Raw genomic sequence first — 11,777 nt, forward strand, 5'->3', positions numbered from 1 at the left:
CCTGATGTATTGGGCTGAACAGCCGCCCAACACTTAGGTGCGCCCTCAAGGCATTAGTGCTTCATGCCCGGCATGGCTTTGGGGCTAGCCTGGCCCAACTGGTCGAGCGCGGCGCGGAAGCCGCGAGCCAACTCAGCAGCAGGCCCGCGGCCGTAGTAGTGCAGAAACATCATGCGCGGCGTGTCGCCCAGCATGTGGTTGTGCACGGCCACCACCTCCAGGTTATGGGCCCGCAGGGTTTTGATGACCGGATTGACTTCGTGCTCCAGCATGGCAATGTCGCCGGCAATGTGCGCGTCGTCCTGCCGGCCCGCAAACGCCGCCCAGGAATTCAGGCCAATGGCGGCCGTCATTTCCGTATTCATCATCACCGACTGCACATCGGCGCGGCCCACCGTGTATTTGCAAGTGGGGCCGTTCACCACGCCGGGGTACTTCACGATGGCATCGAGGGCGGGCAGGTCGAACAGGTCTTTGCCGGTGGGCACCCCGGCGGCCGGCGCGGAAGCCGGCGGCTGGTTGGCCGGCAGCAGCTTCGAGTCTTTGAGCGTGGCCGCGAACTTGCGGGCCAACTCGGCGGGCGCGCCCATGCCCATGATGTGCATGTAGAACACGCGTGGCTCTTCGTAAAAGAAGTGGTTGTGAATGGCTGCGATTTCCAGCCCATTGGCCAGCGCGGCCGAAATCAACGGGTTTACTTCTTCCTGCAGCAGCACGGTATCGCTCATCAGCATGGCGGCTTTGCCATCCAGCGTGTGCTTGATGGCCACCCAACCGCCAAAGCCGAAGGAAATCGGCACCGCCGCGCCCTTGATTGTGACCTTCAAATCATTGCGCGGCAAGCCAATGAGGTGCGTGGCCTGGGACTCGTTGTAAGCCCCTTTTTCACCCAGCGCCGCATCGATAGCCGCCTGGTCGGCGGGGCTCAGGGCGGGCGTTTTGCCAGCGGGCGGCGCAGTGGTCACCGGTGCGGCCAGGGCATCGGAGCCGCTCAGCAACGCAGTGGTGCCCAGCAAAGCGGCGGCCCGCAGGGCTTCGCGACGAGAAACAGCCGTATGATTCATGGCGCGCGGTGTTAAGGTTGACCGAAGAAAAGATAGTGCTTTTTAGGGTATTATCTTTCTGCCTACCCCACCAGCGCCGGCCGCTTATCAAACCACGGCCGAGCTTGCTCCAGCTGCCCGGCCAGCCGAAACAGCACGTCCTCGGCTCCCAGCCTCGCGATGAACTGCACGCCGCAGGGCAGGCCGGCAGCCGTCCAGTGCAGGGGCACCGACATGGCGGGCTGGCCCGTGAGGTTGGCCACCTGGGTGTAGGGCGTTTTTTCGAGGCTTTGCTCAGCCAGCTTCTCCACGATGCCGGAGCGGCGGATGAGGCCGCCGAGGCCGAAGGTGTTCACCAGCTTCAGCAGCTTTTGCTCCAAGGGCCTGGGTTGCAGCTCGCCAATGCACACGGGCGGCGTGGCTAGGGTGGGCGTGAGCAGCAGGTCGTAGGTCTGATGAAAGCGGCCGAAGGCGCGGGCGTGGTCGTTCCAGGTTTGGCGGGCGGCGGCGAAGTCGGCGGCGGTGTAGGTGCGGCCCAGCAGGCCCAGCAGCCAGGTGGTTGGCTCCACATCACCGGGCCGGGCGGGGCGGCCCAGGTGCCGGGCCAGCGCCGCGATGCTAGCCCCGGTTTCGCCAAAATACAGCATCAGAAAGGCCGTGGATACGGCCCGGCCATCAAAGGGCAGCGGCACTTCGGCCACGTCGTGGCCCAGGCTTTCGAGCAACTTGGCCGCTTCCAGCACCGCCGTGGCGCACTCCGGGTGCAGGGCGCTGCCCAGCGGGTGGCCCAGGCTGAAGGCGATGCGCAGACGGCCGGGCTCCCGGCCTACCTCCTCCAGGTACGGCCGGGCGGGGTTGGGCAGGAAGTAGGGCGCGCCCGCATCCGGCCCCTGCGTGGCGTCGAGCATCGCGGCGCTGTCGCGCACCGAGCGGCTGAGGACGTGCTCCACGGCCGCGCCCTGCCACTTTTCGCCCTGCTCGGGGCCGGTGGGCACGCGGCCCCGGCTCGGTTTCAGCCCAAATAGGCCGCAGCACGCCGCCGGAATCCGGATGGAGCCGCCCCCATCGCCCGCGCCGGCCACGGGCGTGATGCCCGCCGCCACGGCCGCCGCTGCCCCGCCACTGCTGCCGCCGGGCGTGTGGCCCAGGTGCCAGGGGTTGCGGGCAGGGCCGTGCAGCAGGGGCTCGGTCACGCCCATCAGGGCAAACTCGGGGGTGTTGGTTTTGCCCAGAATATTCAGGCCGGCGGCCTGCCAGCGGCGCACCAGCTCGGCATCTTCTTTCGGCACGAAATTGCGCAGTGCCCGGCTGCCCGAGGTGTGCGGTGCCCCGGCGTACTGCGCCCCGAAGTCCTTGAGCAGAAACGGCACGCCGCCGAATGGGCCGGCCGGCAGCCCGGCGGCGGCTCGCGCCCGGGCCGGCTCGTAGAGCGGGTGCACCACGGCGTTGATTTGCGGGTTCACGGCTTCGGCGCGGGCGATGGCGGCGGCGCACAGCTCGGCGGGCGTGAGCTGGCCGGTGCGCACGAGGGCGGCCTGGGCCAGGCCATCGAGCCGGTCGTATTCGGCGGGAGAAATCATGGGCTAAATGTAGGCGGGACCGGCCGGGCAATCTGAAAAGGACGCGGTGGGCGTATGTCAGACCGCAGCGCGGAATATTGGCTATTTTGAGTTATATTTCCACGAAATATCAGCACAAAACCAACACGCACGGTTCAGTTACTTCTCCCAATGGTCACACCCATTTTTCGGATTTCTGATTACCAGCAAGCCCTCGATTTTTACATCGACTGGCTGGGGTTCCGGATTGATTGGGAAGACCGGTCGGAACGGGAGCCGCTGTACATGCAGGTGTCGCGCGGCGGCATTGTGCTGCACCTTACCAACCATCCCCAGGAAAGCGGTGCCGGGTCCAAGGCCATTGCCGAAATCAACGGCCTGATTGCCTACCATCACCTGCTCACGAAAAGGGATTCGGCCTTCCCGAGCCCGGCCCTGCAAAAAACCACCTGGAGCGACAAAGTGATGCAGATAGAAGTGACCGACCCATTCGGCAACAGCCTGGTGTTCGCCGAAATCTGCTCCTAAGGGGCCGGAATGGCCGGCTCGCCTGTCCCCAACATGGGTTGGTATGGCCCAAGCGGGGGTTGGATGGCATCACGGATAGGTTAGATGGTCCCAAATGCAGGTCGACATGGCCCACTCGCGGGCTAACACGGGCTAGAGGCTCAGCAGCTCTCGAAACCGCACCGACTGCTGCCGCGATACTTCCACTTCGCCGCCGCCGCGCAGCGTTAGTTTCAGCGTGTTGCTGAACCAGGGCTCGATGCCAGCAATCCATTTGAGGTTGATGATTTGCTGGCGATTGACGCGGAAAAACACTTTGGGGTCGAGGCGGGCTTCGAGCTGCTGCAAGGTGCGCGGGATGAGCGGCTGGTGGTTTTCGAAGTGAATGCGGGTGTAGCTGCCGTTGATTTCGAAGAGCTTGATGTCGGCCAGCTTCACGAACCAGCACCGCTCGCCGTCCTTCACAAACACCTGGTCCTGGGCCGTGAGGGGGGCCTGCGGGGCCTCCTCGGGCGGGCCGGCGGCGGCGACTTCAACCAGTGCCGGGGCAGTGCGGCGGGCGCGGGCCTTGGCCAAGGCGGCGGCCAGGCGGGCTTCCTGCACGGGTTTCAGCAGGTAGTCGAGGGCATTTACGGCGAAGGCTTGCAGGGCGTATTCGTCGTAGGCCGTGGTGAAGATGACGTGCGGGGCCGCATCCAGCGAGGCCAGCAACTCGAAGCCGGTCTGGCCGGGCATCTGCACGTCGAGCAGCAGCAAATCGGGCCGCAGGGCCTGAATTTGGGCGCGGGCCTCGTCGGCGTGGCGGGCCTCGCCTACCACGGTCACGTCGGGGAAAGCCTGGAGCAGGTGGCGTAGCTCGGTGCGCGCCAGGCGCGAGTCGTCAACGATAAGAACGTTCATTCGGAAGCGAGGGAAAGAGTGGGCGCAGTGACCAATAAGGGCAGGCGTAGCTCGGCCGTCACGGTATCGGCCTGTCGGGCATCATCGCCAATGACGAGGCTGGCCGTGGGGCCAAAGAGCAACTGGAGGCGCTCGTGGGCGTTGGGCAGGCCGATGCCGGTGTGGTCGAGGGCGGCGGGGCCGTGCCCGGCAGGGTTGGGCTGGTAGCGGCCGGGGTTACGCACCGTGATGAGCACCTGCCCGGACCGTTCCAGTTGGGCCGAAATCTGGATATCGCCCCCGCCCGGCCGGGGCGCGATGCCGTGCTTGATGGCGTTTTCGACCAGCAATTGCAGCGTCATGGGCGGCAGCAGTACCTCCAGGGTGGCGGGGGCAACGTCGAGGGTGTAGGTCAGGCGCTCTTCCAGCTGCAGGGTTTCGAGGGTGAGGTAGTGGGCCACGATTTCGAGCTCACGGGCCAGCGGCACCTGCTCGCGGGTATTGAGCTGGAGGGAATAGCGCAGCAGGTCGGAAAGGTGCGTCATCATCTCGCGGGCGCGCACTGGGTTCTCCAGCACGAGGGCGCGGATGTTGTTGAGGCCGTTGAAGAGGAAGTGCGGGTTAATCTGGGCCTTGAGGGTGCGCATCTCAGCGTCGCGCACGGCGGCGGTCAGCTTCCATTTCTCGATTTCGGCCTGCCGCAGGTTGTCGAAATAATGCAGGCTGAAATAAGCCGCCGACCACAGCAGCATGGAGAAAAACGAGTTGGCCGTGTAGCCCACGTATTGCAGCCACGGAAAGCCCTTCCCGTCCTGACTGGTCGGCTCCACCAGCCAGAATAGCAGCGTGACGAGTACCCCGGTGAGGGCCATGCTGCCTACCGATACCAGGAGGTTGCCCAGCAGCAACCGGGGCAGCAGGGCTGCCAGCGGCAGGCGCGTCCAGCCGTGGCGGCGCAGGTACAGCCGCAGCAGGTGGCTGCCCAGCACCAACGAGCCCGCCACGATGATTTCAATGGGAATGATTATCGGCTTGAATTTGCCAAAAACCGCTGCCAGCACCCCGCCCAGCACGCCATACGCTCCCCAGCCGCCAAGCTGTAGAATCCAGTACAAACGGGGGCGGGCGGAAGAGCGGGGCATAAAATAGTGGTACTAACAAACGGCAAGTTACAGGAGTAGCGGCGGCGCATAACCGCCCGGATGCTACCATCCGGGCGGTTGACAGTTATTTCTTAGCCACGGCCGGCTGCTTCAGAAATGCATCGGCCTGGGCCAGGAACCACACCGTGTCGTCATACATCAGGAAGTGACGGCCGGCTTCCGACATCTCAATGCGTGTCTGCGGCAGCTTGGCGTATTGCTGCGCGAAGATGGCCCGGGTGCTTTCCTTCGTCGAGCCGTACTGCGCGTAGGCGGCCCAGGCCCCCAGCACCAGCACCGGCTGCTTGATGCGGCTGATGTCGTTGCGCAGGTCGATGGTGTACATATCGTACATGGCCTGGGCGGTGGTGGCGGGGTCCGAGACCATGCCCCAGCGGGCAATCAGGGTTTGGCGGGCGGTGTCGGTGGCCATGCCGGCCACCATCTGGCGCTGGGCGGCGGCGGGCATGTGGCCCTGCTTCATCTGCTGGCGCATCTTGTCGGCCATGGGCCGCACGGTTTCCACGGTAGCGGCCGGGTTCTGGATGGCGGCCATGTAGGGCAGCGAATCCACAATCACGAGCGGGCCGATGGCGTCGGGCTGGGCCGCGCTCAAAGCCAGCGCCATGAAGCCGCCCAGGCTGTGGCCCACCAAGGTGGGCTTGCTCAGCTTCTGCGTTTTGATGTAGGCCAGGAGCTGGTCGCGCACGGCGGGTAGCAGCGGGTCGGTCACGGCCGCCGGGGCCGTGCCGCCGAAACCCGCCAACGAAATAACGTGGCACTGGTACTGCGATTGGTAATGAGCCACGGTTTCGTCCCACACCGCGCCGGTGCAGTTCAGGCCGGGAATCAGCAGCATGGGCTGGCCCTTGCCCACCACCCGCACCGTGAACGTGGGATGCGCGGCGGGGTTATCGGCCACAACTTTTGCGGCGGGCACGGCGGCCGGATTCGTAGCGAAAGCAGAACCCGCCGCGCTCAGCAGCAACAGCGACAAGGACAGGCGGCGGGCGAAAGCAGAAGTTTTCATCGGGTAAGTGTGGGGTGATGGGTGATTGAATGACCCAAACTTACCGGCCCGTTTCAGCGGCCGAAACGGAATTTAAGCGAACGGTATCCCGGCCCGCTGAACGGGCGGAAGGGCGGCTGAACGGAAACGGGGCACTGACTTAAAACTGAACGGTCATGCTGAGCGCAGTCGAAGCATCTCTACCGCAGTAGTAATCCTTTCAATTGGATTTACTCTCACGGTAGAGATGCTTCTCTCACGGTAGAGATGCTTCGACTGCGCTCAGCATGACCGTTCTCAATTATCCCTGGCTCCTGTTCTACTTCCCTCCCATCCCCACCAGACTGTTCAAATAGCTTTCCAGATTGGTGTAGCCATCCGTAGCGCGCAGGCCCCGGTCGGCCGCGTCTTTCGGGTTGAGCCCATTGGCCTTTTCCCACGCATCGGGCATCCCGTCGTGGTCGGTATCGAGGGGTGCGGCGGTGGATTTCAGCACCGGCCAGGCTTTTTGGGAAATGCTGTAAGGCGTGCCGTGCGGGTAGTGCCCCTGCACATCGATGAGGGTGCCGGTACGGGTGCGCACCTCCCGCACAATGCGCTGGTCGAGCGTGTCGCGTTGCGGACAGATGGCGCCCGCGCCGTTCAGCACGGCCTCGTAGGCGGCGGGGGCCGTTTGCAGGGCCAGCGGGCCAAGGTCGAAGGGGGTTGTCACTTTCGATTGGGCGGTGTCGGCGGCGATGCCGCCGTTCATCACCACACCGCGCCAGTTGCGGGCCGTCACGGCGGACGCGCCGTCCACGTAGTTGCCGGTCAGGTAGAACTTGCCGTAGGGCAGGCGGCCTTTTTCCTTGTCGATTTTGTACGGGTTCAGCACCTGGGCCTGCACTTTGGGGTTGGTGCTGGGGCCGGGCTTGTAGTAGTTGTTCACCACGTTGTAGTTGCCGCCCTCGCCGGCATACACGTTGTTTTCGCCCCAGTCATAAATCACGTTGTTGCTGAAATCGGCATTCTCGAAGCCCGCCGGGTGCGTGTAGCGGCTGCCATTGAAGCGCGGCGTGCGGTTTTTGCAGTGCGCAAACAGGTTGTGGTGAAACGACGAATGCTGCCCGCCCCAAATGCCTCCGAAACCGTGGCGCTCAAAGTCGGTATCGCCCTTTTCGTAGTGGTAGGAGTAGTTCAGCGGCTCCGCGATGAGGTTCCATTGCAGGGTGGTGCTGTCGCCCTCGTACACGCTCAGGCCCTCGTCGGTGCTCCAACTCATCGAGCAATGGTCCACAATGAGGTGGTTGTTGCGGGTGCCACCGAAGGCATCATCACCGCCCGCGCCGTCCACAAAACCACCGTTCTGGTTCTTATCGCCCATCCGGAAGCGGATAAAGCGCACAATCACATTGTTCGCCTTCACCGATACCGGATAATCTGCCAGGCAAATGCCGTCGCCGGGAGCCGTCTGGCCTGCAATGGTGGTATTCGGCTTATTAATGAATAGCGGCGAAACCAGGTGAATGGTGCCCGACACCCGAAACACGATGGTGCGGGCCGGAGCTTTGGCCGCGTTCAGCATCAGTGCGTAGCGCAGGCAGCCTGGTTTATTATCATCAAGCAGGTTCGTGACTTCGAGCACCGTGGTGGGCACCGCCGCCGTGCCCCGCCCGCCAGTGGTGAAGCGCCCCGCGCCCTCGGCCCCCGGAAAGGCCACCAGGCCCTGCGCCCGGCTCGTCGCTGGCAGCAGCAACAGGCTTAAGCCCAGCAAATAAATCATCCGCGCCGGGCGCAGACGGGAAAAAGAACGTTTAGAAAAATGGAGCATACTGGCTGATTAAGGCAACAACTTAAGCCCTACTGCGTGAATGGGGTGTGAAACCTCGCTTTTTGAAACTAAGTAAAAACCGCGCCAGTTGATTGGGCTGAGTGCCTCAGAAGCTCTTTTTAAACAGGCGTTCGAAATCAAAAAAAGCATCATTCCGATAAAAATTGTTGTCATTATTGTTATAATTTAATTATTAGACAATATCTTCACATAACTTCCTGCCCTCGTCCTTTACCACTTTGCCCATGCGCCCATATTTCCTCGCCGTCGCAGTCACCCTTCTTGCCATAGGAAGCAGCCAGATTGCCGCCGCCCAAAGCGCCAGCACGAGTACCTTATCGCCGTCCGGCAATGCGCAGGACCGTATTGCCATGTCGTCGCGGCCCGCCGCCAGCAGCTCGGCCCGGTCGGCTATGCGCCTGGCGTGCGCGCCTCTTGCCGGCGTTATTTATGAGCCCAACGGCCGCCCGCTGATTGGCGCAACGCTCCTCATCAAAGGCACCCACGACGTGTACGTGACCGATTCGGAAGGCAAATTCCGCCTCACCGACCCCGTGTACCAGGGCCAGACGCTGGTGGTGGGCGCGGCAGGCTACACGCCCCAGGAAATTGCCCTCACCGACTGCACGCTGCCACGGTTGGTGCTGGAGCAGGCCGAAGGTGCCCGCATCAAGCGCAGCGGCAAGCGCGCTGGCCAGGTCGTGCGCCTCAACAACCGCAATACCAACCTGAAATAAGCGGCCTCAGGGCTGGCCCTGGGCGGCGGCGCAGGCTTGCAGCCACTGCATGGCATTGAGTTCTTCGGTGAAGCGCTGCACGTGGTACTGACGACCGTCGAAGTACGTGAGCGGCGGCACTGTGGCGTCGTGCTCCAGCTCGTACAAATGCGTGGGCATGAATAGATAGGCCATGAATACCGCCCCTCCCAGGCGCTGGGGCAGCTGGGGCATGAATTCGTCCATCATCCAGCCGGTGTTTTGCTGGTTGGCGTGAGCGCGGCGGCGACCATCAATCAGCCAGAGGCGAGCCCCGCAAGCATCGGCCGCATCGAGCAGGTGGTAGTAGCCGGCGTGGAGTTCGTCATCGGTGGGTTGGCGCAGCCAGCGGCCTACCAGCACCTGGAGGTCGGGCCGAAACTGGTATTGCAGGTAGTCGTGGGTTGGGGACATGGGCGGCGAGCTGGCTATTTTTTAAGAACGGGATTGACTAAACCGCCACCGCACCAGCCGCTTCCAGACGCTGCTGATGCTGCAGTCCCCATGCCCTCAGGACCTCAATCACGGGGTCGAGCGAATGGGCGTAGGGCAATAGCTGGTAGTCCACCACCACCGGCGGGCCGGGGTAGACCGTGCGGGTGATGAACTGATGGGCTTCCAAATCCTTCAGCTCCTTGGCCAGCACTTTGGTGGAAATGCCCGGCACGCTGCGCTCCAATCCACGAAAATGCCGGGCACCGGACAGCAGCGCCACAATAATCTGGAGCTTCCACTTGCCATTCACGACCAGCAGGGCGTGGCGCAGGGCCTCCATCGTCGGGGCGCATTGGGAATGGTCGTTGGGTACGGTCATGGGAATTCAAGAAAAGGGCGAATGGAGCTGATTACCTGCCGGTAATCAAGCTACCGCGACGTAATCTGTAGTTGAAGCAAGTTACTAACAAATGCCCGACTGATTACTTGAGGTAATCAGAGTACCAAACAACAGCTTGGCTACTCAGGGAGCGGGCAGTCGCCTTTGGCCGGTGGGCCACGGGGATTAGCGCGCCGCTCATCACCTCATTTCCCCCTTTTTTATGCAGATTCTGCAAATCATTTCCAGCGCCCGCGGGGCCGAATCCATCAGCACCCGCCTCAGCCAAGGCATTATCGACAAGCTGCTGGCCGCGCATCCCGGCAGCACCGTGGTGGTGCGCGACGTGGCCACCCATCCGTTTCCACACCTTGAGGAAGCGCACCTGCAAGCCTACTTCACGCCGGCCGAAAGCCGCTCGGCCGCGCAGCAGGAAGCCGTGCGCCACTCCGATGAGGCCATTGCGGAAGTGATGGCGGCCGATGCCCTCGTGATTGGGGTGCCGTTCTACAACTTCAGCATTTCCTCGTCGCTCAAGGCGTGGCTCGACCACCTCACGCGGGCGGGCGTCACGTTCCGCTACACCGCCACCGGCCCGGAGGGGCTGATAACGGGCAAGAAGGTGTACCTGGCGGTGGCCAGCGGCGGTATCTACTCCGAAGGCCCAATGCAGGCCTATGATTTTGCCTCGCCCTATCTCAGCTTTATGCTTGGTTTCCTGGGCCTGACCGATGTAACCGTGGCCCGGGCCGAAGGACTCAAAATACCAGATTTACAAGCTACTGCGCTGCAAAAAGGCATCGATAGCGTGGTGGTATAAGGTTAGGACTGCCGCGCTACGTGCGCGTTCGGTTAATCAGCTGGTCCCGGCCGCTGCTCCCATTGGCCGGAGCAGCGGCCGGGACTTTTGCGTTCAGGCCGCTGCAGGGCGATGTTATTCATGGGCAAATTCATTGGTTTATGGCAAGATTAAACCGCCATTAAAAATTGATTAATACAGAAAAATAAATAATTTATACTATATATCGAATAATTCATTAAATTAGCTCTTATTCTCCATTACCCGAGGCGGGAAACGATGCCTGAATCCGGCGCACGAAGGTGCTGGTTCGGCACCGGGCCAGCGCCTCGCTACGGCCAGTCTATGAGCTCATTGGTTTACTTCCGCGCGTGGGTTTTAGGGTTGCTGGTGGCGGGGGCTTTGCTGGGCTCGTGCGTGTCGCAGCAGCAGCTGCCGTACCTGCAAGGGAAGGACTACTCGACCCGGGCGGCGGTGCAAGTGGAGAATGAGCGGCAGGTGTACCGGCTGCAGCCCGGCGACGTGCTCAGCATCCGGGTGCAGAGCGTGCAGCCGGCCCTGAACGACCTGTTTAGCGTGACCAGCGGGCAGAACATTCAGAGCGGCGACCCGGGCAACATTTTTGCCTCCGGCTATTCCGTCGATGACACCGGCAGCATCAACCTGCCCACGGCGGGCCGGCTGAAAGTGGCCGGCCTCACGGTGGAGGAAACCCAGCAGCTCATTCAAAAGGAAGTAAGCCGCTTCATGCGCGAATCCAACGTACTGGTGAAACTCACCAGCTTCAAGCTCACCATTTTAGGTGAAGTTCGGTCGCCCGGGCGCTACTTCGTGTACAACTCGCAGGCCACGGTGCTGGAGGCGCTGGGCCTGGCCGGCGACGTGGGCGAATTCGGCAACCGCACCAACATCAAGCTGATTCGGCAGACACCCAAGGGCTCGGAAGTGGTGCTGCTGGACCTCACCGACCCCAACCTGCTGCGCTCGAAATACTACTACCTGCTGCCCAACGATGCCCTGTATGTGGAGCCGCTGAAGGCCCGCACCAGCCGCGGCAACGCCAACAACCTCGGGTTGGTATTCGGCGGCTTATCGACTATCATCTTGCTCCTGAGCTTTATAAAGGCGAACTAAGCCGGCCCGGCCCTGCGCCTGGTGACTCGCCCCACCCTATTTCTGCTTCTGACTATGGAAACCCGGCCCGCTCCTGATGAGATTGATTTGCACGCGCTGTTTTTTAAGCTGCGCACCCGCTGGCCGCTGTTTGTGCTGGCGCTGGTGCTGGCGGGCAGCTGCGCCTACCTGTATCTGCAGGTGAAGGCGCCGGTGTACGCCTTCCGCTCCACCATGCTGCTTGGCGACCAGGGCACCGGCTCGAAACAGGCGCAGGAGCTGCTCCAGCTGCTGCAGGTGCATGAGAAAGGCCCAAAAATGGAGGACGAAGTGGGCGTGCTCACCTC

The 11,777-nt window shown here is 62.6% G+C and carries 13 protein-coding genes; 5 read left to right on the forward strand and 8 right to left on the reverse strand.

Translation table 11 applies throughout. From position 1 onward, the window contains the following. Positions 1-53: 53 nt before the first annotated feature. Positions 54-1,064 carry a DUF1259 domain-containing protein gene (locus tag AAFH49_RS09410; protein ID WP_342297571.1) on the reverse strand — a complete coding sequence of 337 codons (1,011 nt, stop codon included), beginning with the start codon at positions 1,062-1,064 and terminating at the stop codon, positions 54-56. A 62-nt stretch (positions 1,065-1,126) separates the two neighbouring features. Beyond that, complete coding sequence (locus AAFH49_RS09415) at positions 1,127-2,623, reverse strand: amidase (RefSeq protein WP_342297573.1); 1,497 nt, start codon at positions 2,621-2,623, stop codon at positions 1,127-1,129. A 150-nt stretch (positions 2,624-2,773) separates the two neighbouring features. On the opposite strand from AAFH49_RS09415, the gene AAFH49_RS09420 reads away from it, so the two are divergent. Continuing rightward, the gene (locus AAFH49_RS09420; RefSeq protein WP_342297574.1) at positions 2,774-3,130 is read left to right on the forward strand and encodes a glyoxalase superfamily protein; all 357 of its coding nucleotides are present in this window, start codon (positions 2,774-2,776) and stop codon (positions 3,128-3,130) included. A gap of 132 nt (positions 3,131-3,262) precedes the next feature. Here the strand turns inward: AAFH49_RS09420 and AAFH49_RS09425 are convergent, their stop codons facing one another. The 4 genes from AAFH49_RS09425 to AAFH49_RS09440 form a co-directional block, all read right to left on the reverse strand. Continuing rightward, on the reverse strand, positions 3,263-4,009 hold the full coding sequence (locus AAFH49_RS09425; RefSeq protein WP_342297576.1) for a LytR/AlgR family response regulator transcription factor: 747 nt from the start codon (positions 4,007-4,009) through the stop codon (positions 3,263-3,265). Beyond that, entirely contained in the window at positions 4,006-5,130 is a 1,125-nt protein-coding gene (locus tag AAFH49_RS09430) for a sensor histidine kinase (protein WP_342297579.1), read from the reverse strand. Before AAFH49_RS09430 ends, AAFH49_RS09425 begins: the two co-directional genes overlap by 4 nt. Positions 5,131-5,215: 85 nt before the next feature. Beyond that, a complete protein-coding gene (locus AAFH49_RS09435; RefSeq protein ID WP_342297582.1) occupies positions 5,216-6,160 on the reverse strand; it encodes an alpha/beta fold hydrolase in 945 nt (314 codons plus the stop codon). Between the two features lie 298 nt (positions 6,161-6,458). Next, positions 6,459-7,949, reverse strand: coding sequence for a pectate lyase family protein (locus AAFH49_RS09440; RefSeq protein ID WP_342297584.1), 1,491 nt, complete (start codon positions 7,947-7,949; stop codon positions 6,459-6,461). A gap of 245 nt (positions 7,950-8,194) precedes the next feature. Here AAFH49_RS09440 and AAFH49_RS09445 point away from each other — a divergent pair, with 245 nt between their 5' ends. Then, positions 8,195-8,686 (forward strand): carboxypeptidase-like regulatory domain-containing protein, encoded by a 492-nt coding sequence (locus AAFH49_RS09445; protein ID WP_342297586.1) that lies wholly within the window; start codon positions 8,195-8,197, stop codon positions 8,684-8,686. A gap of 6 nt (positions 8,687-8,692) precedes the next feature. Here the strand turns inward: AAFH49_RS09445 and AAFH49_RS09450 are convergent, their stop codons facing one another. Together AAFH49_RS09450 and AAFH49_RS09455 are read right to left on the reverse strand one after the other, a co-directional pair. Beyond that, entirely contained in the window at positions 8,693-9,118 is a 426-nt protein-coding gene (locus AAFH49_RS09450; RefSeq protein ID WP_342297588.1) for a hypothetical protein, read from the reverse strand. A 37-nt stretch (positions 9,119-9,155) separates the two neighbouring features. Continuing rightward, entirely contained in the window at positions 9,156-9,518 is a 363-nt protein-coding gene (locus AAFH49_RS09455) for a winged helix-turn-helix transcriptional regulator (RefSeq protein ID WP_342297590.1), read from the reverse strand. Between the two features lie 223 nt (positions 9,519-9,741). On the opposite strand from AAFH49_RS09455, the gene AAFH49_RS09460 reads away from it, so the two are divergent. The 3 genes from AAFH49_RS09460 to AAFH49_RS09470 all read left to right on the forward strand — a co-directional run. Then, on the forward strand, positions 9,742-10,338 hold the full coding sequence (locus AAFH49_RS09460; protein WP_342297592.1) for an FMN-dependent NADH-azoreductase: 597 nt from the start codon (positions 9,742-9,744) through the stop codon (positions 10,336-10,338). Between the two features lie 324 nt (positions 10,339-10,662). Next, a complete protein-coding gene (locus tag AAFH49_RS09465) occupies positions 10,663-11,451 on the forward strand; it encodes a polysaccharide biosynthesis/export family protein (protein WP_342297593.1) in 789 nt (262 codons plus the stop codon). Between the two features lie 54 nt (positions 11,452-11,505). Then, positions 11,506-11,777 (forward strand): Wzz/FepE/Etk N-terminal domain-containing protein (locus AAFH49_RS09470; RefSeq protein ID WP_342297594.1); only part of this gene is annotated, 272 nt, incomplete at its 3' end.

This window comes from Hymenobacter segetis (assembly GCF_038448715.1).
In the GTDB taxonomy this organism is placed as follows: domain Bacteria; phylum Bacteroidota; class Bacteroidia; order Cytophagales; family Hymenobacteraceae; genus Hymenobacter; species Hymenobacter segetis.

Excerpts from the sequence above, each read along its gene's own strand:
- AAFH49_RS09450 (WP_342297588.1), bottom strand. The coding sequence starts at position 9,118 with ATGTCCCCAACCCACGACTACCTGCAATACCAGTTTCGGCCCGACCTC.
- AAFH49_RS09465 (WP_342297593.1), top strand. The coding sequence starts at position 10,663 with ATGAGCTCATTGGTTTACTTCCGCGCGTGGGTTTTAGGGTTGCTGGTG.
- AAFH49_RS09435 (WP_342297582.1), bottom strand. The coding sequence starts at position 6,160 with ATGAAAACTTCTGCTTTCGCCCGCCGCCTGTCCTTGTCGCTGTTGCTG.
- AAFH49_RS09440 (WP_342297584.1), bottom strand. The coding sequence starts at position 7,949 with ATGCTCCATTTTTCTAAACGTTCTTTTTCCCGTCTGCGCCCGGCGCGG.
- AAFH49_RS09415 (WP_342297573.1), bottom strand. The coding sequence starts at position 2,623 with ATGATTTCTCCCGCCGAATACGACCGGCTCGATGGCCTGGCCCAGGCC.
- AAFH49_RS09420 (WP_342297574.1), top strand. The coding sequence starts at position 2,774 with ATGGTCACACCCATTTTTCGGATTTCTGATTACCAGCAAGCCCTCGAT.
- AAFH49_RS09425 (WP_342297576.1), bottom strand. The coding sequence starts at position 4,009 with ATGAACGTTCTTATCGTTGACGACTCGCGCCTGGCGCGCACCGAGCTA.
- AAFH49_RS09410 (WP_342297571.1), bottom strand. The coding sequence starts at position 1,064 with ATGAATCATACGGCTGTTTCTCGTCGCGAAGCCCTGCGGGCCGCCGCT.
- AAFH49_RS09445 (WP_342297586.1), top strand. The coding sequence starts at position 8,195 with ATGCGCCCATATTTCCTCGCCGTCGCAGTCACCCTTCTTGCCATAGGA.
- AAFH49_RS09430 (WP_342297579.1), bottom strand. The coding sequence starts at position 5,130 with ATGCCCCGCTCTTCCGCCCGCCCCCGTTTGTACTGGATTCTACAGCTT.
- AAFH49_RS09455 (WP_342297590.1), bottom strand. The coding sequence starts at position 9,518 with ATGACCGTACCCAACGACCATTCCCAATGCGCCCCGACGATGGAGGCC.
- AAFH49_RS09460 (WP_342297592.1), top strand. The coding sequence starts at position 9,742 with ATGCAGATTCTGCAAATCATTTCCAGCGCCCGCGGGGCCGAATCCATC.